Source organism: Phytopseudomonas daroniae (assembly GCF_004327275.1).
Taxonomy (GTDB): Bacteria; Pseudomonadota; Gammaproteobacteria; order Pseudomonadales; family Pseudomonadaceae; genus Aquipseudomonas; species Aquipseudomonas daroniae.
Genome location: NZ_QJUJ01000001.1, coordinates 1,046,706 through 1,069,940 on the forward strand (window position 1 = coordinate 1,046,706; position 23,235 = coordinate 1,069,940).

22 protein-coding genes are annotated in these 23,235 nt (G+C 57.0%); 6 read left to right on the forward strand and 16 right to left on the reverse strand.

Features of this window, described 5'->3' with window-relative positions:
• Nucleotides 1–109 precede the first annotated feature (109 nt).
• On the reverse strand, nt 110–1,393 hold the full coding sequence (gene waaA / locus DNK10_RS04890) for a lipid IV(A) 3-deoxy-D-manno-octulosonic acid transferase (RefSeq protein ID WP_131190750.1): 1,284 nt from the start codon (nt 1,391–1,393) through the stop codon (nt 110–112).
• A 61-nt stretch (nt 1,394–1,454) separates the two neighbouring features.
• Nucleotides 1,455–2,342 (reverse strand): LysR family transcriptional regulator, encoded by an 888-nt coding sequence (locus DNK10_RS04895; RefSeq protein ID WP_131178147.1) that lies wholly within the window; start codon nt 2,340–2,342, stop codon nt 1,455–1,457.
• An 86-nt stretch (nt 2,343–2,428) separates the two neighbouring features.
• Between DNK10_RS04895 and DNK10_RS04900 the strand changes: the two genes are divergently transcribed.
• The 4 genes from DNK10_RS04900 (at nt 2,429) to DNK10_RS04915 (ending at nt 5,938) form a co-directional block, all read left to right on the forward strand.
• Nucleotides 2,429–2,761 carry a DMT family transporter gene (locus tag DNK10_RS04900; protein WP_131190751.1) on the forward strand — a complete coding sequence of 111 codons (333 nt, stop codon included), beginning with the start codon at nt 2,429–2,431 and terminating at the stop codon, nt 2,759–2,761.
• Nucleotides 2,762–2,896: 135 nt separating this feature from the next.
• Nucleotides 2,897–4,069 (forward strand): NAD(P)/FAD-dependent oxidoreductase, encoded by a 1,173-nt coding sequence (locus DNK10_RS04905; RefSeq protein WP_131190752.1) that lies wholly within the window; start codon nt 2,897–2,899, stop codon nt 4,067–4,069.
• Nucleotides 4,069–4,902 carry an aldo/keto reductase gene (locus DNK10_RS04910; protein WP_425273841.1) on the forward strand — a complete coding sequence of 278 codons (834 nt, stop codon included), beginning with the start codon at nt 4,069–4,071 and terminating at the stop codon, nt 4,900–4,902. The genes DNK10_RS04905 and DNK10_RS04910 overlap by 1 nt, the downstream gene beginning before the upstream one ends.
• 70 nt (nt 4,903–4,972) lie before the next feature.
• Entirely contained in the window at nt 4,973–5,938 is a 966-nt protein-coding gene (locus DNK10_RS04915) for a metal ABC transporter ATPase (RefSeq protein WP_131190754.1), read from the forward strand.
• A gap of 76 nt (nt 5,939–6,014) precedes the next feature.
• Here DNK10_RS04915 and hldE read toward each other — a convergent pair whose 3' ends face one another.
• On the reverse strand, nt 6,015–7,436 hold the full coding sequence (gene hldE / locus DNK10_RS04920) for a bifunctional D-glycero-beta-D-manno-heptose-7-phosphate kinase/D-glycero-beta-D-manno-heptose 1-phosphate adenylyltransferase HldE (RefSeq protein WP_131178153.1): 1,422 nt from the start codon (nt 7,434–7,436) through the stop codon (nt 6,015–6,017).
• A gap of 137 nt (nt 7,437–7,573) precedes the next feature.
• Between hldE and DNK10_RS04925 the strand changes: the two genes are divergently transcribed.
• Together DNK10_RS04925 and DNK10_RS04930 are read left to right on the forward strand one after the other, a co-directional pair.
• Nucleotides 7,574–8,251, forward strand: a complete 678-nt coding sequence (locus DNK10_RS04925) for a lipopolysaccharide kinase InaA family protein (RefSeq protein WP_131190755.1) — start codon at nt 7,574–7,576, stop codon at nt 8,249–8,251.
• Nucleotides 8,248–9,222, forward strand: coding sequence for a glycosyltransferase family 2 protein (locus DNK10_RS04930; RefSeq protein WP_131190756.1), 975 nt, complete (start codon nt 8,248–8,250; stop codon nt 9,220–9,222). The genes DNK10_RS04925 and DNK10_RS04930 overlap by 4 nt, the downstream gene beginning before the upstream one ends.
• Here the strand turns inward: DNK10_RS04930 and DNK10_RS04935 are convergent.
• The 13 genes from DNK10_RS04935 to DNK10_RS04995 form a co-directional block, all read right to left on the reverse strand.
• The gene (locus DNK10_RS04935) at nt 9,181–10,356 is read right to left on the reverse strand and encodes an O-antigen ligase family protein (RefSeq protein ID WP_131190757.1); all 1,176 of its coding nucleotides are present in this window, start codon (nt 10,354–10,356) and stop codon (nt 9,181–9,183) included. The two genes, DNK10_RS04930 and DNK10_RS04935, sit on opposite strands and share 42 nt — an antisense overlap.
• A gap of 79 nt (nt 10,357–10,435) precedes the next feature.
• Nucleotides 10,436–11,563: a glycosyltransferase family 4 protein gene (locus DNK10_RS04940; RefSeq protein WP_131190758.1), complete on the reverse strand. Its 1,128-nt coding sequence runs from the start codon at nt 11,561–11,563 to the stop codon at nt 10,436–10,438.
• Entirely contained in the window at nt 11,560–12,489 is a 930-nt protein-coding gene (locus DNK10_RS04945) for a glycosyltransferase family 2 protein (protein WP_131190759.1), read from the reverse strand. Before DNK10_RS04945 ends, DNK10_RS04940 begins: the two co-directional genes overlap by 4 nt.
• Before the next feature lie 60 nt (nt 12,490–12,549).
• Nucleotides 12,550–14,379, reverse strand: a complete 1,830-nt coding sequence (msbA, locus tag DNK10_RS04950) for a lipid A export permease/ATP-binding protein MsbA (protein WP_131190760.1) — start codon at nt 14,377–14,379, stop codon at nt 12,550–12,552.
• A gap of 179 nt (nt 14,380–14,558) precedes the next feature.
• The gene (locus tag DNK10_RS04955) at nt 14,559–15,641 is read right to left on the reverse strand and encodes a glycosyltransferase family 2 protein (RefSeq protein WP_131190761.1); all 1,083 of its coding nucleotides are present in this window, start codon (nt 15,639–15,641) and stop codon (nt 14,559–14,561) included.
• Nucleotides 15,628–16,716, reverse strand: a complete 1,089-nt coding sequence (locus DNK10_RS04960; protein WP_131190762.1) for a DegT/DnrJ/EryC1/StrS family aminotransferase — start codon at nt 16,714–16,716, stop codon at nt 15,628–15,630. Before DNK10_RS04960 ends, DNK10_RS04955 begins: the two co-directional genes overlap by 14 nt.
• A gap of 32 nt (nt 16,717–16,748) precedes the next feature.
• Entirely contained in the window at nt 16,749–17,180 is a 432-nt protein-coding gene (locus DNK10_RS26110) for an N-acetyltransferase (protein ID WP_131190763.1), read from the reverse strand.
• Nucleotides 17,177–17,575 carry a sugar 3,4-ketoisomerase gene (locus tag DNK10_RS26115; RefSeq protein WP_131190764.1) on the reverse strand — a complete coding sequence of 133 codons (399 nt, stop codon included), beginning with the start codon at nt 17,573–17,575 and terminating at the stop codon, nt 17,177–17,179. The genes DNK10_RS26110 and DNK10_RS26115 overlap by 4 nt, the downstream gene beginning before the upstream one ends.
• A gap of 105 nt (nt 17,576–17,680) precedes the next feature.
• The gene (locus tag DNK10_RS04975) at nt 17,681–18,496 is read right to left on the reverse strand and encodes a glycosyltransferase family 2 protein (protein WP_131190765.1); all 816 of its coding nucleotides are present in this window, start codon (nt 18,494–18,496) and stop codon (nt 17,681–17,683) included.
• Nucleotides 18,489–19,403, reverse strand: coding sequence for a glycosyltransferase family 2 protein (locus DNK10_RS04980; RefSeq protein WP_131190766.1), 915 nt, complete (start codon nt 19,401–19,403; stop codon nt 18,489–18,491). Before DNK10_RS04980 ends, DNK10_RS04975 begins: the two co-directional genes overlap by 8 nt.
• Complete coding sequence (locus DNK10_RS04985; RefSeq protein WP_244216200.1) at nt 19,390–20,307, reverse strand: DUF6625 family protein; 918 nt, start codon at nt 20,305–20,307, stop codon at nt 19,390–19,392. The genes DNK10_RS04980 and DNK10_RS04985 overlap by 14 nt, the downstream gene beginning before the upstream one ends.
• 19 nt (nt 20,308–20,326) lie before the next feature.
• The gene (locus tag DNK10_RS04990) at nt 20,327–21,445 is read right to left on the reverse strand and encodes a glycosyltransferase (protein ID WP_131190767.1); all 1,119 of its coding nucleotides are present in this window, start codon (nt 21,443–21,445) and stop codon (nt 20,327–20,329) included.
• Nucleotides 21,432–23,186, reverse strand: coding sequence for a carbamoyltransferase family protein (locus DNK10_RS04995; protein ID WP_131190768.1), 1,755 nt, complete (start codon nt 23,184–23,186; stop codon nt 21,432–21,434). The genes DNK10_RS04990 and DNK10_RS04995 overlap by 14 nt, the downstream gene beginning before the upstream one ends.
• Nucleotides 23,187–23,235: the final 49 nt, after the last annotated feature.

Genomic DNA, 23,235 nt, shown 5'->3' on the forward strand with positions numbered 1-23,235 from the left:
CTCATCAATTGCCGATGGGTTGCACCCATCCTACGACCTGCGATTGCCCGCTTCCGCTACTTTGCTGCCTGAATACCAGAAACCTGCCTTGAAAGATCACGAACAGGTTCTATGCGAGCAGCCTTGCCAACCCATCCAGCAACCGCTGCAGCGCGCCTTGATTGGCCTTGAGCACTGCCAGGCCGGCCTCGCGCATGGCCGCCGCACGTGCAGGTTCGTGCAACAGCAACGCGACCTGGGCGCCGAGCGCCTTGGCATCCGCTACCTCGCAGAGCGCGCCACGCTCGAGCAACTGCGCGGTGATCTCCTGAAAGTTGAAGCGGTGCGGCCCCATGATCACCGGAAGCCCCAGCGCCGCTGGCTCCAGCGGGTTATGGCCGCCCGTCTCGACCAGGCTGCCGCCGACGAAGGCGACATCGGCCAGGCCATACAGAAACATCAATTCGCCCATGCTGTCGCCGAGCAGTACCTGCACATTAGGGCCAACAGCCTCGCCTGAAGAGCGACGCACGAAACTCAGGCCTGCCTCACGCAGCTGCGCGGCAGCACTGTCGAAACGCTCCAGATGACGGGGCACCAGAATCAGCAGAGCATCCGGCTGAGTAGCGAGCAATTGCTGATGCGCCTGTATCACCAGCGCATCTTCTCCCTCACGGGTGCTGGCGGCGATCCACGCAGGCCGTTGCTGCGCCTGCCATTGCTCACGCAGCGTAGTGGCACGCGCCAACACAGTTGCATCCACTTGCTGGTCGAACTTGATCGAGCCGGTCACCTCTACCGCTTCAGGCCGGGCTCCGAGGGCAATGAAGCGCTGCGCCTCGACCTGGCTCTGTACCGCGAGCAAAGTCAGCTCGGCGAGCATCGGCGCAGTGAGCTTGGCAAAGCGTCCGTAGCCTCTGGCGGAGCGCTCGGACAATCGGCCATTGGCCAGCGCGACCGGAATACCTCGACGGGCACACTGGTGGATGTAGTTGGGCCACAGCTCGGTTTCCATGATCACCGCCAGGCGCGGACGAACTCGCTCGAGAAAGCGCGACGCAGCCCAGGGCAGATCGTAGGGCAGGTAGCAATGCTGCACACGGCCAGCGAACTGCTCCTCGGGAAACAGCGCACGAATACGCTCGGAACCGGTCGGGGTCATGCTGGTCAGGGTGATCGGCAGATCCGGGTAACGCGCCAGCAGCTCACGCACCAGCGGCGCCGCCGCGATGCTTTCCCCGACCGATACGGCATGCACCCAGATACCACCAGAACGCAGCGGCGGCAGACCGAAGGCAAAGCGCTCGCCGACACGTTTGGCATAGGCAGGCGCGCGCCAGGCTCGCCAAATCAGGCGTAGACCGATCAACGGCAGGCAGAGATGGAACAGCAGGGTATAGAGATGTCGATTCATGGCGGGGAAGCTTAGGGGCTGCGACCATTGCAGCACAAGCCAGGACAAGTGCTGCCCCTGCTCATGGTTCCAACACGCACAGGCGTTCGGCCAGGTACTGCGCCAGCCACTGCGCCGCCGGCCCCAGGGCCTCATCACGACGAAACACCAGTTCCAGCGGCAACGGTGGCGCGATCCAGTCGCTGCTCAGCTCGACCAGATGCCCCTGATAGGTCGGGTACTGCGCTACGTGCCGGGGCAGGCAGGCCCAGCCCAGGTTACGCATCAGCAGCTCGGCCATCACGTAAAAACTGTCGGTGCGCCAGGCCGTGGGGCTGACCCGCTCGTTACCGGGATAGTGACTGTCCTGCAGAGTAATCAGCAGTTGTCGGTGCCTGGCCAATTCGCGACGACCGACGGAGCGCCCCTGTGCCAGCGGATGACCGGCGCCGCAGACCATGACCATATCCACCATGCCCAGGCGGCGGCGCTCCAGCTCAGCGGGCATGCCCTCGTGATGAAACAGCAGACCGAGGTCGGCACGCCGCTCCAGCAGTTGTCGCGCCACCACACCCTGCCCGCCGCTGGTCATTTGCAACTCGACCCGCGGAAAGGCCTGGGCCAGCGCCTCCAGGCTGTCGAGCACCGGCGGCATCGGCAAGGCTTCGTCCTGGGCCAGACGCAGGCAGACCTCCTCGCCTCGCGACAGCCCCAGCGCGCGCCCCTCCAGTCGCTGACACTGGCGCAGCAGCTCGCGAGCTTCTTCGAGCAACGCCTGACCGGCCTCAGTGAGGCGCGGCTGACGACCGCTACTACGCTCGAACAGGCGCACGCCAAGATCGTCTTCCAGGGCCGCTACGGCAGTACTGACCGCCGACTGCACACGTCCAAACCGTCGCGCTACGGCAGAAAACGAATTGCCCTCGGCGACAGCAACGAAGACCTCCAGCTGTTCAAGACTCCAGCGCACAACCTATCTCCATACCAGATAGGTAATGAGTTTACCTAATAAAGTGAGCCCGTAGAATTGGCGCTCTGTTAATAGGAGTGCTGCCGATGAACGGTTATCTCTATCTCGCTCTGGCCATTGCTGCCGAGGTGGTCGCCACCACTTCCATGAAGGCCGTCGATGGCCTCAACAAACCCCTGCCACTGCTGCTGGTGATCGTCGGTTACAGCATCGCGTTCTGGATGCTGATCCTGGTGGTGCGCACCATCCCTGTGGGTATTGCCTATGCCATCTGGGCTGGCCTGGGCATCGTGCTGGTCAGCATCGCGGCCATGTTCGTCTATGGCCAGAAACCGGATCTACCCGCAGTGCTGGGCATGGGCCTGATCGTCAGCGGCGTGGTGGTGATCCAGCTGTTCTCCCGCGTTACCGGCCATTGAAAGCAGCTGCAAGCCTCAAGCGGCAAGTTGAAGCAAACCGGTGCAACGCCTGGCTTTGGCTTCTAGCTTGAAGCTTAAGGCTCTCCCCTCCCTGCGGGGCTATACTGCGCACCTGTTTTCCTGAGAGGCACCCGCATGTCCCAAACTCTGAGCACAGACGTCCTGATCGTCGGCGGTGGTGTCGCCGGTCTGTGGCTGAATGCGCGCCTGCGTGCCCGGGGCTACGCCACCTTGCTGGTGGAGCGCGAGAGCCTGGGTGGCGGGCAGAGCGTCAAGTCCCAGGGGATCATTCACGGCGGCGCCAAATATGCCCTGCACGGCGCCCTGAGCGGCGCCTCCGAAGCCATCGCCGACATGCCACGGCGCTGGCGCGAAGCGCTGGACGGTAGCGGCGAATTGGATCTATCCGGCGTGCGCCTGCTCTCCGATGCGCATTACCTGTGGTCGCCCGGCACCCTGGCCGGCAACCTCACCAGCTTCTTCGCCAGCAAAGCCGTGCGAGGCCGCGTCGATCAGGTCAAGGGCGAGCAATTGCCGGCGGCCCTGCAAGACCCGAAATTCAAGGGCAAGGTCTACCGCCTGGCGGAACTGGTAGTCGACGTGCCCAGCCTGATCGCACGCCTGGCCGAGCTGGCCGGCGACAGCCTGCTAGCTGCCGACGACATCCAGCCGGTGCATGAGCATGGACAACTCGTCGGCCTGCGCGTCGATGGCCGAGAAATCCGTGCTCAGCGCATCGTGCTCAGCGCCGGTCGCGGCAATGCCGATCTGCTCACCAGCTTGCACGTCGCGCAACCAACCCAGCAACTGCGTCCCCTGCATATGGTGATGGTCAAGGGGCCGACCCTGAAGCCGCTGTATGCTCACTGCCTCGGCGGTGGCCCCAAGCCGCGGATCACGGTCACCAGCCACCCGAGTGCCGATGGCGAGTGGGTCTGGTACCTCGGCGGCGACCTGGCCGAAGCCGACGGCGTGGCACGCGACGAGGCGGCGCAGATCGAGGCTGCGCGCAAAGAGCTCGCGCAATTGCTGCCCTGGGTCGACCTGTCCGCTGCCCAGTGGGCAACCCTGCGAGTCGACCGCGCCGAACCTGCGCAAAGCGGCCTGGTGCGCCCGGACAATGCCTTTGTCAGCGCCCAAGGTGCGCTGCTGGTCGGCTGGCCGACCAAACTGGCCTTGGCGCCGGACTTCGCCGACCGCGTGCTGGCCAGCCTCGAGCATGACGGCATTCGCCCTGGCCAGCACGCCGCCACGCCCGAGTTGCCACGCCCGGTCATTGGCCGCCCCGCCTGGGAGACATCATTCTGATGCGCGATCTACACCAGCTACACCGCCCTCTGGGCTCTACAGGCCTCAGCGTTTCTCCCCTTGGGCTGGGCACGGTGAAGCTCGGCCGTGATCAGGGTGTCAAATACCCCAATGGCTTCACCATTCCCGATGATCAGCAGGTGCACCAACTGCTCGATCTGGCCCGCGAGCTGGGTATCAACCTGATCGATACGGCACCGGCCTACGGCACCAGCGAACAACGCCTCGGCCCGCTGCTACGCGGCCAGCGTCAGGACTGGGTGATCGTCAGCAAGGTGGGCGAGGAATTCGAAGGTGGGCAGTCCCGCTTCGACTTCTCCCGCGCTCATACGCGCCTGTCGGTGGAGCGCAGTCTGAAACGCCTGGAAACGGACTACATCGACCTGGTGCTGGTGCACTCCAACGGCGATGATCTGTCGATCCTGCAAAACGAAGCCGTCTACGACACCCTTGCCGAACTCAAGCAGGCTGGGCTTATCCGCGGCTTCGGCTTCTCCGGCAAGACCGTCGAAGGTGGTCTGCTGGCGCTCGAACGTGGCGACTGCGCCATGATTACCTACAACCTCGGCGAGCAGCACGAAAAACCGGTATTGGACTATGCTGCCTGTCACGCCAAAGGCATCCTGATCAAGAAGGCACTGGCCAGCGGTCATGCCTGCCTCGATGCCGGCGTCGATCCGGTACGCGCCAGCTTCGAGCTGATTTTCGGCCACCCAGGCGTCGGCAGTGCAATCGTCGGCACCATCAATCCGCTGCACCTGGCCCACAATGTCGCCATGGCCGCCGAAGTAATCGTTGGCACTAATGCCGGTAACAAAGCATCAGGAGATTAATGAATCTGGCGTACCACGCACGCCCTTGACGCCGCATATGCGGCCGACCCCGACGTAAGAAGGAGCCGACATGCCGCGTATCATTTCCCACAAGAACCCCGCTACCTTCAAGACCCTGCCGCTATTCGTCGAGGCAACCGCCGACGGCCTCGCCTACCAGAGCCTTGGCCGGCCGCTGAACTTCAGCGAAATGCTGGAGCGCCGCAAAACCGTCGAGCTGAATGACAGCCAGCGTTTTGCGGTAGAGCTGGCCAACCTCGGCGTCTCGGTACGCCTGACCCTGAACTGGCAAGGCCGCGAATATTGGCTGCTGGTGCGCCAGCGGCGTCTCGACCGCGGAGACGTAGTCCTCAAGCTGATCTCCGGTTACGTACCGGCCCACGAGCTCAACCTGCCGCTGCTGACAGCAATTCAGGAGGTGGCCGAAGAGTGCCTGCTGGAGACCAGCGAAGGCTGGCTCCACGGCCGCTTCGGTGAAACCTGGCTGCCAGCCCCTTATGAGGGCACGCTCAAGTACCGCGAGGGCGTGCACTTCCAGCTCAGCCCCTTGTCCGGCGCAGCGCGCCCCGTGCAATGCGGCAATCTGAACCTGCTGGAGCGCCCTCGCGCCTACGTGCACGTGCCGACCGCCTCACTGCAGCTGGTTTACGACCTGCGCCTGGATCTGCCCAAAGAGGTAAAACAACTCAGCCTCCTTCATGTCGATGAGCATCTGGAAGACGGTAAGCTGATCGCTCGCCTGGATCATGCGCGCCCGGATCTGTATCTGATCCCTCTGGATCAGGGCCACCCGACAGCCGAACTGATGACCTTGCGTCAGGGCCAACTGGTGCCAGCCAACACCCGCGGACTGTGGCTGGCCGAGAGTTTCGCCCCCCAGGACGGCTGGCTGGTGCGGGATGAACGCATTCGCTGGAAGGACTGGCTGGCGCAGCAGAATCTCACACCGAAGGCTCACAAGTCCGGCCCCGCCGCCACCCGCGCAGGTACGACTTCAACGCCCAGAGTGCGCCTGGATACCGCCGCAGCTGTCTAACGGACAGCAGGCACGTTGCATGGCAATCGGATGAAAAATTCAAAGTAAAACCCCGCCGGACAGCGGGGTTTGGTGTTCAGCGACTGCGAATCTTCTCGACGATGGCGGTGGTCGAGCTGTTCTCGACCAACCCCAGCACCCGTACTTCACCACCGTAGGCCAGCACGATGTCGGCACCAACCACCTGGTTGATGCCATAGTCGCCGCCCTTGACCAGCACATCGGGCTGAACCTGCTTGAGCAGACGCTCCGGCGTGTCCTCGCTGAAACTCACCACCCAATCCACGGCACCAAGACCGGCCAATACCGCCATACGCCGATCCACAGCATTGATCGGTCGGCCCGGGCCTTTGAGGCGGCTGACCGAGGCATCGTCGTTGATCGCCACGACGAGGCGATCACCCTGAGCACGCGCCTGCTCGAGATAGGTCACATGACCGGCATGTAGAATATCGAAGCAGCCATTGGTGAACACGATCTTCTCACCGTGGGCACGAGCATCCTCAGTGGCCAGCAACAGTTGCTCCAGGCTCAGTACGCCACGTTCGGAGCCCTCTTCACGCTGCACCGCACGACGCAGCTCGGGCGTACTGATCGCCGCTGTACCCAGCTTGCCAACCACGATGCCCGCCGCGAGATTGGCCAATGCCACGGCCTGGGGCAACTCCTCACCCGCCGCGATGGAAGCGGCCAGTGTCGAGATCACCGTATCCCCTGCCCCGGTCACATCGAACACTTCGCGTGCACGCGCCGGCAGATGCAGCGGCGCGTGCTCCGGGCGCAGCAGGGTCATGCCATGCTCGCCCCGGGTTACCAGCAACGCACCAAGATCAAGCTCACGCATCAAACGGGCGCCACGGCTGACCAGCTCCGCTTCGTCTTCACAACGGCCGACGATCAGCTCGAATTCGCTGAGGTTCGGGGTAATCAGGCTGGCACCGCGATAGATGGAAAAATCCTTGCCTTTCGGATCGGCCAACACCGGAATACCCCGCGCCCGGGCAGCCTGAATCAACACCTGATGGTTCTGCAGGGCACCCTTGCCATAGTCGGACAGCACCAGCACCTTGACCTGATCCAGCAACTGCTCGACCTGCCGCGCCAAGGCATCGGCATCGGTGTGGAAAGGCTCCTCGAAATCCATGCGCAGCAACTGCTGATGACGGCTCATCACCCGCAGCTTGACGATGGTCGGCTGCTCGGCGATTTGCTGGAAATAGGTTTTCACGCCAACTGCCGCAAGGCTATCGCGCAAACTGTCCGCCGCCTCATCCTCACCGGTGACCCCGACCAGCACCGCCGGCGCGCCCAACGCAGCGATATTCAGCGCAACGTTGGCCGCACCGCCGGGTCGATCCTCGATCTGCTCGACCTTGACCACCGGAACCGGAGCCTCAGGCGAAATACGCGAGGTAGCGCCGTGCCAATAACGATCAAGCATGACATCACCCACCACGAGAACGGGGGCCTGATCGAAACGGGGCATGGATAACTTCATGCGGAACTCCGGCTTTCTGAACGCTGAAAATGACAAGGATTCTAGCATAGCGACAACCTGCAACAGGCTTCACGCGTCCTGAGCTACGACATCAGGTAAACTGCCGCACGCCCTCAACGCCGAGCAAGTAGATCTGCATGTCACGCCTCAGTAACGAACAGTTTTCCGCCCTGCGCCAGCATGCTGAAGTGATCGAGGCCGACCATCATGGTGAAAAAGTCCTCAAACTGGTCGACGGCAGCTTTCTCAAACTGTTTCGCCGCAAACGGCTGATCTCCTCAGCCACCCTGGTTTCCCATGCCAAGCGGTTTGCTGACAACGCCGCAGAACTGAAACGACGCGATATCCTGTGTCCGGAGATCATCGCGACTTATCGCATCCGCGGCATCGAACGCACCGCGGTTCATTACTGGCCCCTTCCCGGCAAGACCTTGCGCCAGTTGCTCGTCCAGCCAAGCGATGAACACACACAGCTATGCCGTGATCTAGGTGCACTGATCGCAGAGTTGCATGACAAAGGTGTGTATTTCCGCTCTTTGCATTTGGGTAACGTCGTGCAGGACGAGGCAAGCCGACTCGGGCTGATCGACATTTCCGACATGGCCTGCGGCGAAGCTGCGTTGGGCCGGCTGAAGCGCTCGCGCAACTTTCAGCACCTGTTCCGCTACCCACAGGATGTGGACAAGCTGCAGGCAAACCGCGAGGCCTTCATCGACGGTTACGTAGAGGATCTGACGCCTGCTGACGCGAGTCACTTCCGCAAGCGCCTCAGATCCCTGTTCGACCAACAAGCAGCTACCAACAGCAAAACATGAGCACACTCAGCGTATTGCTGCCGGTGTACAACGCGGCGCCCTATGTCGAGGATGCGCTGAATTCGCTGCTGCAACAGAGTTGGCCGGCGGATCAGATCGTCGTGATCAATGACGGCTCCACCGACGGCTCAGCGGAAATCCTCGAACGTCTGGCCCGGCGCGAGCAGCGCATCGAACTGCACAACACAGCTAACGGCGGTGTGTCACGAGCACGCAATCTGGGCCTGCACCATTGCAGCGGTGATTACATCGCCCTGATGGATGCGGATGACCAAAGCCTGCCCACCCGCTTCGAGCAACAGCTAGCAGCCATGGACAGACTGCAACTGGACGCCTGCGGATGCGCACTGCGTACTTTTGGCCGTAGAAACCGCACCATCGTCTACCCTGGCGACGACGCTACGCTCAAAGCCAACTACCTGTTCTATGGCCGAACCATTCCAGGCCCCGCGGTGATGTTGCGACGCAGCGCCATCGCCGACACCCGCTTCGATGAAAGCCTGCGCTATGCAGAAGACTTCGGATTCTTTCTGGCCCTGATACTGCAGTCGCCGACCTTGCGCCTACACAATATCGAACAGCCACTCTACGCCTACCGCACCCATGCAGAACAAGCTTCGCAACGCCTGGCAGCCGAGAACCAGGCCAATCTCAGCGAGCTCCTGCACTGCTGGCTGCCGGTGGCAGGTATCGAATGTGGGCATCTACAGTTGGCCAGCCACTACCGTCTCTGGCATGACCAGTTGGCGTTGTCGGACGAGGAACTCGAGCACTATCTGCCTCTTATGCAAAGCTTGTGCGGCTGGCTGCAGAACCAGACTGGAAGCGACCCGATAATCCGGGCGCTATGGACGAGAGCGGCCCTGCTGCATGCCAGAGATAGCCGCGCGACAGCCCGCATCGAGCAGGCCTCAGGGCTCAGGCTGCCGCTATGGCAGCGGCTGGCTGCGCGTTTTCATCGCAGGCGTTAGGGCCAGCGCCAGGGTCAGCGGAATCCAGGTGAGAAACCAGATCTCCCGTGGCTTACTCCAGATCCCGGCACCATCGGACAGGAAAGCCACCGAAGCAAAACACCAGACCCCAAGCAGAGCGCCGCCAAGCATAGAATCGCGGGCTCGCCAACCGGTCAGGAACAGCAATCCCCAGATAGCCAGCCAGAGGATCAGGCCGACACCTCCCAGATCCAGTCCCACATTAATGAACAGGTTATGGGGATGGTCGAAGACCATACCGATAGTTTCCAAAGCCAGGCTATAAACACTACCGAGCCCCAACCCTCCCAATGGATGCTGCGCCAGCAAAGCCCACCCCTCGGCTGCAAGTTCTGGCCGATAAGACAGTCCCCGATTGGTAAGCAAGGCTGGCATCCACAGCACAAGCCCGGCAAGCGCAACAACTGCGCAAGCGACAGGAATCCGATAAATCCACTCTCGACGCAAAACCGCTGTGAACAATAAGCCGGCGGCCAGTGCGAACCAGACACCGCGACTCTGGGTAAAGAATATGAAGCCGGCCAGCGACAACAACGCCAGGCACCAGAATGCCTGATGCACCAGCCGTACCGGCTTGAGGTACAAAAGCACCATCAGGAAGAAGCCGAATACATGGGCCGCCAGGATCGGATGGCTCAGTTGCCAGAAGCTGGTCAAACGGAAACTCAGCGGCAAGTCATAGAGCACGTAAGCGGTATAGATGCAGACTCCCGCCAGCATCGCCATGAAATAGCAACTGATGCCAAGCAGACCGATCAGCCAACGCTTATCCAGACCCGCAGCCAGAACCCCAGCCCAGAGCGTCAGGTAGATCATCAAGGCATGCTTGACCTCCCTGCCCGGCTCATCGCCATTGCTCCAGAGACTACTGAGCAGCGCCCAGGCAAAAAATACCGTCAACACCACCATCAAAGGGGAAAACCAGTCGCGCCATGCTTGCCGATTGACCGTGAGCAGATAAAGCGTCGGCAGCCATAGCAATACAATGACCAACTGGTAATAGAGCCCACTGCTCGGCAACGCAATGCCAAGCACCAGGCAAAGCAACCCAGGCAACAAAATCAGCGGACTCTTGGCGTCGAGTATCTGAGCGCCTACATGACTATTCGACAAAACCCAGCATCTCCATCATCAGTCGAAGCCTGCATAGGGCTCCGTCGTTCTCATTATCAATCGCGTTCAGAGACCATCTTTATCTGACCAGCAGGGTATCGAGCAGTCCCAGGTACTGACGACGAAAGTCCTCGATGGCATGGGCGTGGCGCAAATAGGAATAGGCCTGCTGCCCTTCAGCCTCACGCGCTTCGGCAGACAATTCGAGTAGCGTGCGCAATTGCTGCGCCAAGGTAGGTACATCTGCAGGCTCGAATATCCGCCCGCCACAATCCTGAAGAATGGGCCGCAAGCTATCGATGCTGGAACCCAGAACGGGAAGCCTGCCACTCATGCCCTCCAGCAATGCCAAAGGCAGCCCCTCGCTGAGCGAGGGCATGACGAAGGCATCGAATGCCTGTACGTACTGCAACGCGTCATCCAGGGTGCCAGGCAAACACACACGTTCCTGCAACTGGTGCTGCCTGATACAGGCCTCCAGCTCTGCCCGGCAACGGCCGTCACCGATAATCACTAGACGGGCTTGGGGAAAGTCATCCTTCAGCCGTGCGAAGGCCTGCAACAGAAAGATATGTCCCTTCACCGGAACCAGCCGGCCGATCGTGCCGATGACGGTATCACCGGATCCTAGCCGCAATCGCTCCCGAGCCACGCCCCGCCCGAGCTGCAAAGACTCGGCGCGGTCGATATCGATGGCATTGTTGATCTGCAGCGTATTGTCTTGCGTCAGGTTGCATCGAGACGCCAGCAGATCCTCACGAACCGCCCGAGACACGCCGACGAAACGCCAGGCATCGGTCAGCAAGCGACGCATGATCCACTGCCGATAACCCCGATCGAATTCCCCAAGGCCATGTAGAACGCCAATACATGCGGGAATCTTCAAGCAAAGATTGAGCAACATCAGCAGATTGATCGGCTTGAACCGATGCACCACGACTACATCGTAGCGCTGCTCGCGACAATGTTTGTACAACGCCCAGAGCACTCGCAAGCGCAGCCCCTTGGTTGCCGCCTGGCTGAATCCGAAATACACCGAACGCGCGGCGCAGCTATGTGGCTCACCGTCTTCCGGACGACCACGCAGAAAAGCAGTGGTCACGTCATAACGTTCAGCAGGCAGGGACTTGACGATCTGCTCGGCCAGGTCAGCGGCACTGACGTTGTAACGGTTCTGCAATTGCAGCACCTTGAAACGTCGCGTCACGGGGAACGCCTCTTACCATTCGATCCGAGCAAGATACGCAGCACCTTACGGGTGTATGACCAGCGCAGCAGCACCATGGGGTCGGCCCTCAGCGCCTTGCGATAAAAGACCAGAGCTTCGGCATACTCCCCAGCGTTACTGAAGAGCCTGAAGAGCGATAGACAGCGCTGTCCCAAATAGCGCCGCCTCAAGTTCTGATATCGTTTCGGCATCCGCTGCGAGGAAAAAACCTCATCTACCAAGGCCAAACCGGTTTGCCGGGCGAACGCAAGATTACGTCGTAGGCTGGCCGGATGCTTGTAAATGACCGCCATAAAGGCGCCTAGCGCGGTGCACGGGTAACGCGCCAGAACCTGGGCGAAGACAGGAATGTCTTCGGCATTGCGGAAACATTCCGGATAAAGGCCATCGGCAAAAACGTCACGATGCATGGCGCAGGCACCGTTGCACAGTGAAAGCGTTTTATCGAATAAGTACGCCCGCAAGCGCTCCCCGGGCGTAGCGGCTATCGATGGCACGGGATGCACCGCACGCTGCCCATCGAACGCAACGGAGTGATGACCACCTATGACCATCCTGGTCTCGGGCTGCTCGGCTACATGCGCACTCAATGCTGCCAGAGTGCCAGGGAGCATCTCATCATCGGCATCGAGAAAAATCAGAAACTGCCCGCACGATTGGGCAATACCATAATTTCTCACCGAAGCCAGTCCACCATTTTCCTTGCGCAAGGCAGTGAAACGCTCCCCATGTGTTATCTGCAACTCAGCGATAACCCTGGGCGTTTCATCGGTCGAGCCATCATCGATGACCAGCAGTTCGGCGTCGGCATCCGACAATTGCGCCAGCACCGAGCCTACGGCACGCGGCAGTACCGCCGCGTAGTTGTAGGTCGGGATGATGACACTGATTAACTTTTCAGACATTGGGAATCCATCACGGCTCGAACGCAGCCTGGGGCGTCGACATGTAAAAGTCGCACCATCTCAAACGTCGGGCTGAATGGTCGGCTCCTCTTGTGCACCATCGCGCTCATCATCAAGTCCCATGGCATGCAAGCGCGCATAGTAGCCATTAAGAGCCAGCAACGACTCGTGGGTTCCCCGCTCGACGATACGGCCCTGATCCATGACCAGAATCAAATCAGCTTTCTCGATAGTAGACAGCCGATGCGCGATGACCAAGGTCGTGCGACCTTCCATTACTCGATCCAGAGCACCCTGGATATAACGCTCCGACTCGGTATCGAGTGCCGATGTGGCTTCATCGAGAATCAACACCGGAGCGCTTTTGAGAAGCGCCCGCGCGATAGCCAGGCGTTGACGCTGGCCACCCGAAAGCATGACGCCATTCTCACCGACCACCGTATCGAAGCCCTGTGGCAAACGCTCGATGAACTCGCTGGCATAAGCGGCGCGAGCCGCCTCCTCAACCTGCTCACGCGGTAGCTGCCGTAGATCACCATAGGCAATATTGTTCAGTACCGTATCGTTGAACAGCGAGACCTGCTGAGTAACCAGGGCAATATGTTTGCGCAGGTTCTCGATCCGATAGTCCTCCACGGGCGTACCATCGAGCAGGATCTGCCCCTCGCCGTGCTGATAGAAACGCGGAATCAGATTGGCCAACGTCGATTTACCGCTACCGGAACGTCCGACCAGAGCCACCATCTGCCCCGGCTCGACGGTGAAGCTGATGTCACTCAGAACGGTTCGATCCGTCCCCGGGTAGACGAAGCTCAACTGGCGAACCTCCAGCGCACCACTAACCACATCTTTCTCAATGCTGCCCTGATCCGGCTCAGGTGTTTCATCCAGTTGCTCGAAGATGCTCTCGGCACCCGCCAAGCCTTTCTGGATGGTCGAGCTGACCTCGGAAAGCTGGCGGATCGGCTTGGGCAATAACCCGGCGGCAGTGATATAGGCCACCAGATCCCCGACGCTGGCATCGCCACGCAGGAACAACACCAGGAACATCAGGAAAGCCATGGCGGCGTAGTTGACGAACTGCAGCGACGGCGTATAGATCGCACCAGTACGGGTCATCCTCAGTTGCTTGCGCGTGCTGTCCTCGCTGGCCTCAAGAAAGCGCTCACGCTCATAACGCTCACCACCGAAACTGCGCACCACCCGGTAATTCTGGATAGTTTCGGACGATACGTGGGTCAACTCGCCCATGGCACTCTGAATCTTGCGACTTTGGCTGCGGAACTTCCTGCTCGCGCTTTTCACCATCAGGGCGATCAGCGGCAGAATAGCGACCATGACCATGGTCAGCTTCCAGTTCATCCACAGCAGGTAGCCGAACAGGAAAATCACCGTGAGACCTTCACGCACCATCACCTTCAACGCATCCGTGGCAGCCCCCGTAACGGAACCCACGTTGTAGGTAATCCGGGAGATCAGGTAGCCCGTGGCATGGTTGTCGAAATAGCGATTGGGTAAGGTCAGCAAGTTGTTGAACAGCGCGATACGCAGATCCTGAACCAACCCCAGGGACACCCGCGCCAAGTAGTAACCACCCAGAAAGGAGCCCAGACCTTGCCAAACCGTGATCAACAGCAAGGCCAGCGGCACACCATAGAGAAGCTGCATGCTACCCAGCAAAGGCAGATCTACCGCTCCAGCATCCGGCGCGGCCAGCCCATCAACGAAATACTTGAGCAACCCCGCCATCATCGGCTGGGTCGAGGCAAAAATGATGTAGCCGATCATACTGACGCCGAACATGAACCAGTAACGCTTCATATAGCTCAGCAGGCGTATGTAGAGCTTGAAGCTGGAAAGCTGGGGGGTACGACCTGAGGTGTCAGACATCGGGATGCCATCTAGCGAACAAAGATGGTGAGTCTAACATAAGGGAAGCTTCTCTCCTAAAGACGCTATACGGACTGCGCACACCTTAAGCTCATTACCCGTGCTCGAATACGACATCAATTATTATCATCACATCAGCATTCACAAAAATGAGTGCCATGAAATATAGCACCTGACAACTATTTATAAGCCGTATAATGAACCGAACCATCGACCCGAGTCGAAACTGAGGTTTTCTTCACTCTTGTATACTCAAACACCCAAAAACCCAACAAGGTAATTTTTCTTTTCCCGCCACCCAATTTAACCCTATTGTAAATCAAACGCTGCAGTCTTCTTAAAAAACCCACTTCATTTTTGATAGACACACGGAGGCGAGACTTTATTCTCTCGTCAGAGATGAGACTTGCCGTTCGTCTATTCATCGAGAACAATGCCACACAGTCATCAAAGCGATTATCAGAAACATACGAGCAAGTCCAATCAATCAAAATTTTCGGATTTTCCCGCTCCGGCCAGTAACGCTCGAGATACTCCGTCACAATTCTTATTTGTCTGAAAAAATTCCTATGAACATTGCTCCCGTGCAACCTGTAGAAGAAGGAATTTTCCTTAAGAATCTCAAACCGATAATTAGAATTGCTCTGCAAGTATCGAAAAATTTTCGTTCTAAGGACAATATCATCCCCCGTCATATCCTCATCGAAAGCACCAACCGCATCAATAACAGCCTTACGAAAAATGGCACTCTGAATATAGAAAGACCCAAATTCTGCGTATTCAAGCTCTAACAATCCATCCACATCATTGCATTCTTGATCATAGAGTGGAAGCTGAGCGGCCTTAGTAGTTACATAGCCATCATCATCAATACTGACTGTTTTCGAAGAAGCAACAAAAGCCAGATCAGAATCAGCATTCATCATTTCAATTTGCTTCAACATAACAGCAGGATTATAAACATCATCCAATGATATGAATGCAACCAGTCCGCCACTCGCCAACCTGTAAGCATTATTAAAATTTAAACCAATATTACCTGTATTATTCTGCGCAATAACCGTCATCTTGAATGGAACAGCAGCAGACAGTGCCTCCAGCATGGCCACACTATTGTCACTTGAACCATCATCAACAACTAAAACTTCTATTCGGTCATAATCAATAGCACAAATTGATTTGATTGCATCGGACAAGTAACTCGCATGACAATACCCTAAGCAACATATTGATAGCAACCGGCCATCTTTATCTCCACCCATTCACCACCTCCACAACACGCCTAACTTCTTCATCGGCCATAACAGGGCTGATTGGTAGTGATATTGCTTCCCTATGAATCTTTTCTGTTACCGGCAGTGACATGCCAACCCACTCCTCGTATGCATGCTGCTTATGAGGAGGTGTAGGATAGTGAATATTAGTTTGAATGCCATTAAGCTCAAGATAGGACTGAAACTCATCCCGCCTCTCAGTACGCACAACGAAAACATGCCACACATGCGCCGCCTCGTCATAAATAGCAGGCAAGGCAATACTGCGATCATCTATATTACACCGATAATAATTTGCAATTTCTCTACGCCTAGCGTTAGCTGCATCAAGATACTTTAACTTAACGTCCAGCACTCCAGCCTGAAGCTCATCTAGCCTTGAGTTAACACCCTTATAAATATGGTGATATTTGTAATCAGAGCCATAGTTGGCAATTGCCTTAATACGCTCAAATAAATCTTGGTCATCGGTCGTAATACCGCCAGCATCCCCCATCGCTCCCAGATTTTTTCCTGGATAGAACGAGAATCCAGCCGCATCGCCCAAACTTCCAACCCGCTTACCTTTAAAAAGAGCACCATGCGCCTGAGCAGCATCTTCAATAATCTTGAGGCCATATTTCTCAGCAATAGCCCAAATCTTTTCCATCTGAACTGCCTGGCCGTACAGATGCACGACCATAATCGCCTTGGTGTTAGGAGTAATCTTTTCCTCTATCAAATCAAAGTCGATATTATACGTATCAATATTTGGCTCAACCAAAACCGGAACGCAGCCGCGCTGAGAAATAGCTAGAATGGACGCGATGTAAGTATTTGCAGGCACAATGATTTCATCACCATGACCAAAGCCATAAGCAGTCAGAATAAGGCTAAGCGCATCCAAACCATTCGCCACGCCTAGTGCGTAAGTGCTACCACAGTAACTTGAAAAATGTTCTGAGAACAATTGATTCTGCTTGCCCTGAAGGTACCAGCCGCTGCTCAGCACCTGTCGAACCCGATCATTAATCTCTGTAGCGTACTGCTCGTTGACCTTATGCAAATCTAAAAACTTTATCATGGGCAACCTTTAATAATAGAGCTGACTAAAGCCTAATGTTTTCCTTTTACAACCTGGCCAGGCTCAACATTTTTTGTGATGACAGCTCCCGCTGCCACCATCGCCTTTTCACCGATTAAAACCCCCGGCAAAATAGTTGCATTCGCGCCTATAGATGCACCCTTACGAACCACAATGCCGTCCAACTGCCAATTTTCGTTCTGCGAGCGAGGATATTTGTCATTACAGAACGTTACATTAGGCCCAACAAACACATCATCTTCTATTTTAATCCCGGCCCAAATCTGAACACCACACTTGATCGTGACATTATCACCAATCTCAGCACCGCCCTCTATGAAACAATGAGAGCATATATTGCAATTTTTGCCGATAACTGCGCCATCTAAAACAACACAAAACTGCCAAATTTTCGTGCCATTTCCTATATTTTTTGTCTGCACATCAGAGAGCGGATGAATCATACGCCCACCTCACGCAAGAATTCCTCATAACTTCTAATGTAATCACTATCATCGTAGACATTCGATGCTAGAACCATGACAACACAGTCATGAGAGAAGCCAGAGAACTCGCGCCAAAGGTTACCTTTTATATAAAGACCTTGGTTCGGCCTTTGAAGCCTCACTGTTTTACGCTCTCGCCCATCATCAAGAGTAAATTCGCAACTGCCAACAGGACAAAATATCAGCTGCTGTAAATTCCGGTGCGCATGCTTGCCTCTTACAGCGCTTGAGGTGGTTCCGTAGATATAATAGACTCGCCGCACATCGAAAGGAATATTCCTCATCCCCTCGATAGCAACCAATGATCCGGTTTCATCACCCATGACTTGGAAATCTATTAATTCATAATCCATAAGAGCCTCAAAAATCGAATAATTCCAACAGGCAAGTTCTCAAATCTACGAACGAACCCCGAATCTACCAAACGCAGCCCAAAAGAGAAAACGGACAAAAGGACTTTAATTTCTTATCTTCTTTATACCTAGTAAATACAATGGAATTTTCAAATACAATTTCAGGTACTTCCTGAAAAAATAGTAACGACTCTTACCAGACCATTTTCTTTCGAATACGTACTGTGATCTTTTCGTCATCAGCCACTGACGCAGGGTGCTGTGGGTCTTGAGCGTTCGACTATCAAGATGATCGACCACCGAACTACTCACTAGTCCATGCAAAAGCCCTTTCTCCTTGAGCGTGTGAGCATAGTCATCATCGGCATACCAGAAGTGAAATCGCTCATCCAACATTCCCGTGATATCGAGCATCTCGCGCCTGAAAACCAAACACCAGCCGGATATCTCCCTCAACACGCCATATCCATAATGGATACCGCTATGCAGTTCAAATCCATTACAGGGGTGATGCAGCGAGCAAATCGGGCTAGCACTATAGAGTTTGTCATCTGCCGAGAAAGCCTTAAGCAGGCTCGTAGCCCAACCAGGGTGAAAACTCAGATCGTTATTGCAGATCGCGACAAAGGGGCTGTTTCCTTTGGCGATGCCATGGTTCATATAACGATGATAGTTAAACGGTGGTGGTAGATAGACTGTTTCAACAGAAGCGAAATCATAAGCCGGCGCAGCATGATTGGACTCGACCACGATGACTCGAAAAACAACCGAATCAGGACTCTCCGACGCAAGCAATGTACTGAGGCAATGCTCGGTCATACGCCGAAGCTCTTCATTCTTGGCGAAACTCAATATGACAACGTCGATGGAGACGGGCGCTCCACTGACAGTGAATTGTGGGTGAGGCGTTGACTCAAGCATGTCGGTTCCCTGCAGTAGTACCTTTTTTCAACAGAAGATGCCTGACTCGCTTCAGAAGTTGGCGATCCCACTCACGCAGAGGAACCTGACGAAGCAGGCTCCACGCATATTTCTTGTCATCCGTGACCGCCATACGCAGGGCTTTGGTGATCAGCCGCGCTTTGGCTGATGCATAAGCCTTATGCCCTTTGTAAGGCTGAATCACCTGCAACCCATAGTCGTACTCGGATTTATAGTTTTTTGACAGGCTATCGGGATGTTTGCGATAGAGAGTCACGACGTCAGGCAGGATATCCACGAAGTACCCGGCATGGGCGACCCTCAGCGTCATCTGGAAATCCTGAACCTTGATAGCCGGATCGTACCCACCGACCTTCATCATCGCATCGCGGCGGTAGACGGCAATATTGCCGCCGACGACCAATGCAGCAGCGAGTGTCTGATCAAAGTCATAACGCCGGATCGGTCGGTTCTTGTCTTTTTTGGGCAAGATCGCGCCCCGCTCGTCGATACGCACGGCCACACCACCCAGGCAACCTACTTCCGGATGCTCCTGCAGATAGGCCGCTTGTAGCGCAAGGCGCCCTGCGGGCATCACATCATCCGCATCGAAAGTCGCAATGTATGTTCCCTGAGTCTGTGCCAACCCAGCATTAAGCGCCGCGCTGACGCCTTGATTCTCTTGCTGAATGAACTCTATTCGACGAGCCCGCGTGCTCTCCCGGAAAGCCTGTAGCGTGCGTTCGATAACCGGGACACTCTCATCACGAGAGCCGTCATCAACGACGATAAGTTCGAAATTGTCGTACTCCTGCTCCAGTACGCTACGCAGTGCGTCAGCCACGTAGGTTGCATAGTTGTAGCAGGGGACAATGACCGAGACGAGAGGTAGCTCAGTGGGTTTCATTCAATACCTCACCAACCGGCCAAGGTCGCCAGCCCTGCGCGCCCACCTGCCAGGAGTCGGCAAGGTGCAGTTCAGGCGGGCCTATCAGCGCATCGGCAGAAACACCTTTCCACTGCTCGTTCTTCCACATCATGAAATGCAGATAGGGCAACTCTAGGTTTCCCTGCTCGCTGTTGGTCAGCCGACCATTGTGGAGGAACCAGCTGTCGGCCACCACGCGTCGCCCATCCTCATGAAGAGTATAGGTGCTGTGCGCTTCAACAAATTCGCTGCGCTGGCTCCAAGCGTTGAAACGTGCCACGAATACACGCAGCGGTTCCGGCCAGTTCTTGTGGCGAACGAAAATCCGGCTGAAAGCGCCTTCGTCGAGCGCCTGATGAGCTTGATCCTCGTAGCGACGCTGCCAGTCGGGAATCAGTCGAAAGGCGTCCCGCATGAGGGGGGTATTTCGCAATAGACACAGATGCCCAGATATTCTTCTACTATGGGTGGCGAAGAGATCCTTGCTCCGCAGGCGCTCGGGCGTGAAATAGCCCCGCAGATCGCCGTACACGACGTCGATGTCGCCAAAGGCCCAGAAGTCATAACCCTGAAGATCATCGACATGCACGGCGCCCAATGCAGGTTTGATATCACACAATTTGTAAGCGTTGCGTGGCTGGAAATCGATCCCTAAACGGGACGAAACCAGAGCGCAGTAATCACTGAAACTGGTGCTGACGAACTGCACATTGGCAGGTGCGCTGGCAGGAATCGCACAGTCGGTATAAAGCAGCCAGTCGATACTGGGATTGCGCCGACATCCTTCGAGAAAGAAGTCGAACCAGAATGGCCATTGGCCGAAATAAGGGATCAGAAAACGGATGCTTGGGATTCCGCTCACCTGCTCTCGCTGCATAGCCATCGAAAAATTCCGGGTTGATTCAGTGAAAATGGCTGGTAAAAGGCAGCGCCCAGAAACGTTGCTGAACAGCCGAGTCCGAGAAGCGCTCTTGCAGCCTCTGGCTCATCGCCAGGCGACACTGCCGAACCTGCTCCACCGAAAGGGTCGAGAGCTTCACAAGGCTTTCGGCAAGGGCTGCACTATCGCCCAACGGAAACAGTACTCCGACATCCTTGACCACCTCGCGCGCCCCACCGCAGTCAGTGCTGATCAAAGGCACACCTGCCGCCATGGCCTCCAGAAGCACCATGCCGAACGGCTCGTGATCCGAGCTGAGGGCAAAAACATCGAATGCTTGAAAAAATCTACGAGCATCAGGAACCTGCCCCAGAAAAAGGGTTCGCTCGGCAATACCGAGCTCGGCACTCAGCGCCTTCAGAGAAACCTCAAGGCGCCCTTTCCCGCATATCACCAAGACGCTATTGCTCGGCAACTGCGGCAACGCTGCGGCAAACGCTCTCAACAACGTAGCCTGATCCTTATCCGCATGAAGCCGGCCCACGTTGCCCACAACCCAGGCATCACAAGGCAACCCCAAAGCCTGGCGAGCGCCTTCACGAGGTATGACACGGGCCTGCGCCTGCGCAATATCGATCCGGTTGTACAGGCTCAGAATCCGCTCCTGCGACCAGCCGGCGAGATTATTCCGGATATCGTCACGTACGGCATCGGAGACGCCCAACAACAGCAGCCTCTGACGAAAAACATTGGCGAAGAAGCGCCGGGAAAGGCGCTGGTAAACACCAAAAGCGTGGTTCACACCAATTACCGGCAAGCCAGTGCCAAGGCAGGCAATATAGGTCGACTTGAACCGGTGGGCGATGCAAAGCTTGAAATCACGCGAGCGAGCCAGACGGCTGACATCACGGATGGCGCGCACCTTAAGCCCGCGCATGTCACGCGAACCGTAGCCTAGAAAAACCACCTCATCCGAAGCGGAGCCGGCCACGACCTCGGCGTCAGCGGCTCCAGTCAGGTAAACCGTCATTACCTTGTATCGGGTACCGACGAAGAGGCTGGCGTATTGACGGGCACAGTCCAGGAAGGGCCCATCATAGCCATGACAAATCTGCAGAACCCAGGGCTCAGGGCTGCTCATTCGGTATCGTCCCGTCCTTCACCACCAGAATATCTTCCATGATCAGGTACTGCAGATCCGAGCCGAAGAACATGTTCAGCGCATCGGTCGGGGAGCAGATCATCGGCTCGCCGCGGCGGTTCAGCGAGGTGTTCAGGGACACGCCGTTACCGGTGAGCTTTTCCAGCTCCAGCATCAGGTCGTACCAGCGCGGGTTGTATTCGCGCTCGAGCACCTGGGCGCGAGAGGTGCCGTCTTCGTGGACGACTTCGCTGACGCGTTCCTTCCACTCGTCGTTGACCTCGAAGGTGAAGGTCATGAACGGGCTCGGGTGGTCGACCTTGAGCATCTGTTCGGCGACGGTGTCGAGCATGGATGGGCAGAAGGGTCTCCAGCGCTCGCGGAACTTGATCTGCTCATTGATGCGGTCGGCCACACCCGGAATACTCGGGCAGCCGATGATGGAGCGGCCGCCCAAAGCGCGCGGGCCGAACTCCATACGGCCCTGGAACCAGGCCACGGGGTTGCCGTCGACCATGATCCGGGCGATGCGCTGCGGCATGTCGTCGATCTGCTGCCATTTCGGCGCGTTCGGGTGGCGTGCGCAAGCGGCGATGACGTCTTCGTTGGAGTAGGCCGGGCCGAGGTAAACGTGCTCCATCTTCTCGACCGGCACACCACGCTTGTGGGAAACGTAGGCGGCGGCGCCGACCGAAGTACCGGCATCGCCGGAAGCCGGCTGAACGAACAGCTCCTTGACCTCGGGGCGAGCAATGATCTTCTGGTTGAGCTTGACGTTCAGCGCACAGCCGCCGGCGAAGGCGATCTTGCCGGTTTCGCGAATGATGTCGCCCAGGTAGTAATCCATCATTTCCAGGGCCAGCTTCTCGAACAGCGCTTGCATACTGGCGGCGTAGTGGATGTAGGGATCGTCGGCGATGTCGCCTTCACGCTTGGGCCCCAGCCACTCGATCAGCTTGGGCGAAAAGTAGAAGCCCTTGCCCTTTTCCTTGTAGCGACGCAGGCCGATGACGTTGGCGTAATCGGTGTTGATCACCAGTTCGCCATTCTCGAACTTGGCCAGGCGGGAAAAATCGTATTTGCTGGCATCGCCATAGGGCGCCATGCCCATGACCTTGAATTCGCCGTCGAGCATCTCGAAACCGAGAAATTCGGTGACCGCGCCATACAGACCACCAAGGGAGTCCGGGTCAAAGAATTCCTTGATCTTGTGGATGCGGCCGTTCTCACCATAGCCGAAGAAGGTGGTGGCGTACTCACCCTTGCCGTCGATACCGAGAATCGCGGTCTTCTCGGTGAAGCCCGAGCAGTGGTAGGCGCTGGCCGCGTGAGCCAGGTGATGCTCGACCGGCTCGATCTTGACCTTCTTGGCGTCGAAGCCGAGTTGCTCCAGGCACCAGACGATCTTCTTGCGGTAGCGTTTGTAGCGACGGTTGCCCATGAGGATGGCATCGAGGGCACGATCCGGCGCGTACCAGTAGCGCTTGGCATAGTGCCAGCGCGCTTTGCCGAACAGGCTGACGGGTGCGAAGGGAATCGCCACCACATCGACGTCCGATGGCTTGATACCAGCCTGCTCCAGACAGAACTTGGCCGACTCGTAGGGCATGCGACTCTTCGCGTGCTTGTCGCGCACGAAGCGCTCTTCTTCAGCGGCCGCGATCAACTTGCCGTCGATATACAGCGCAGCGGATGGATCATGGCTGAGGGCGCCGGAAAGGCCGAGAATCGTCAATGCCACGGATAAAGCCTCTTAGTGCGGTTGCCGGACGTCGACAACCGCGGTTGTT

Bases quoted from the DNA above. Each gene is read 5' to 3' on its own strand.
- DNK10_RS04980 (WP_131190766.1), bottom strand. From the start codon at position 19,403: ATGAAACCCACTGAGCTACCTCTCGTCTCGGTCATTGTCCCCTGCTAC.
- DNK10_RS04960 (WP_131190762.1), bottom strand. From the start codon at position 16,716: ATGATAAAGTTTTTAGATTTGCATAAGGTCAACGAGCAGTACGCTACA.
- DNK10_RS04915 (WP_131190754.1), top strand. From the start codon at position 4,973: ATGCCGCGTATCATTTCCCACAAGAACCCCGCTACCTTCAAGACCCTG.
- DNK10_RS04955 (WP_131190761.1), bottom strand. From the start codon at position 15,641: ATGGGTGGAGATAAAGATGGCCGGTTGCTATCAATATGTTGCTTAGGG.
- DNK10_RS04985 (WP_244216200.1), bottom strand. From the start codon at position 20,307: ATGGCTATGCAGCGAGAGCAGGTGAGCGGAATCCCAAGCATCCGTTTT.
- DNK10_RS26110 (WP_131190763.1), bottom strand. From the start codon at position 17,180: ATGATTCATCCGCTCTCTGATGTGCAGACAAAAAATATAGGAAATGGC.
- DNK10_RS04975 (WP_131190765.1), bottom strand. From the start codon at position 18,496: ATGCTTGAGTCAACGCCTCACCCACAATTCACTGTCAGTGGAGCGCCC.
- DNK10_RS26115 (WP_131190764.1), bottom strand. From the start codon at position 17,575: ATGGATTATGAATTAATAGATTTCCAAGTCATGGGTGATGAAACCGGA.
- DNK10_RS04930 (WP_131190756.1), top strand. From the start codon at position 8,248: ATGAGCACACTCAGCGTATTGCTGCCGGTGTACAACGCGGCGCCCTAT.
- DNK10_RS04945 (WP_131190759.1), bottom strand. From the start codon at position 12,489: ATGTCTGAAAAGTTAATCAGTGTCATCATCCCGACCTACAACTACGCG.
- DNK10_RS04910 (WP_425273841.1), top strand. From the start codon at position 4,069: ATGCGCGATCTACACCAGCTACACCGCCCTCTGGGCTCTACAGGCCTC.
- DNK10_RS04905 (WP_131190752.1), top strand. From the start codon at position 2,897: ATGTCCCAAACTCTGAGCACAGACGTCCTGATCGTCGGCGGTGGTGTC.
- DNK10_RS04925 (WP_131190755.1), top strand. From the start codon at position 7,574: ATGTCACGCCTCAGTAACGAACAGTTTTCCGCCCTGCGCCAGCATGCT.
- msbA (WP_131190760.1), bottom strand. From the start codon at position 14,379: ATGTCTGACACCTCAGGTCGTACCCCCCAGCTTTCCAGCTTCAAGCTC.
- hldE (WP_131178153.1), bottom strand. From the start codon at position 7,436: ATGAAGTTATCCATGCCCCGTTTCGATCAGGCCCCCGTTCTCGTGGTG.
- DNK10_RS04900 (WP_131190751.1), top strand. From the start codon at position 2,429: ATGAACGGTTATCTCTATCTCGCTCTGGCCATTGCTGCCGAGGTGGTC.
- waaA (WP_131190750.1), bottom strand. From the start codon at position 1,393: ATGAATCGACATCTCTATACCCTGCTGTTCCATCTCTGCCTGCCGTTG.
- DNK10_RS04990 (WP_131190767.1), bottom strand. From the start codon at position 21,445: ATGAGCAGCCCTGAGCCCTGGGTTCTGCAGATTTGTCATGGCTATGAT.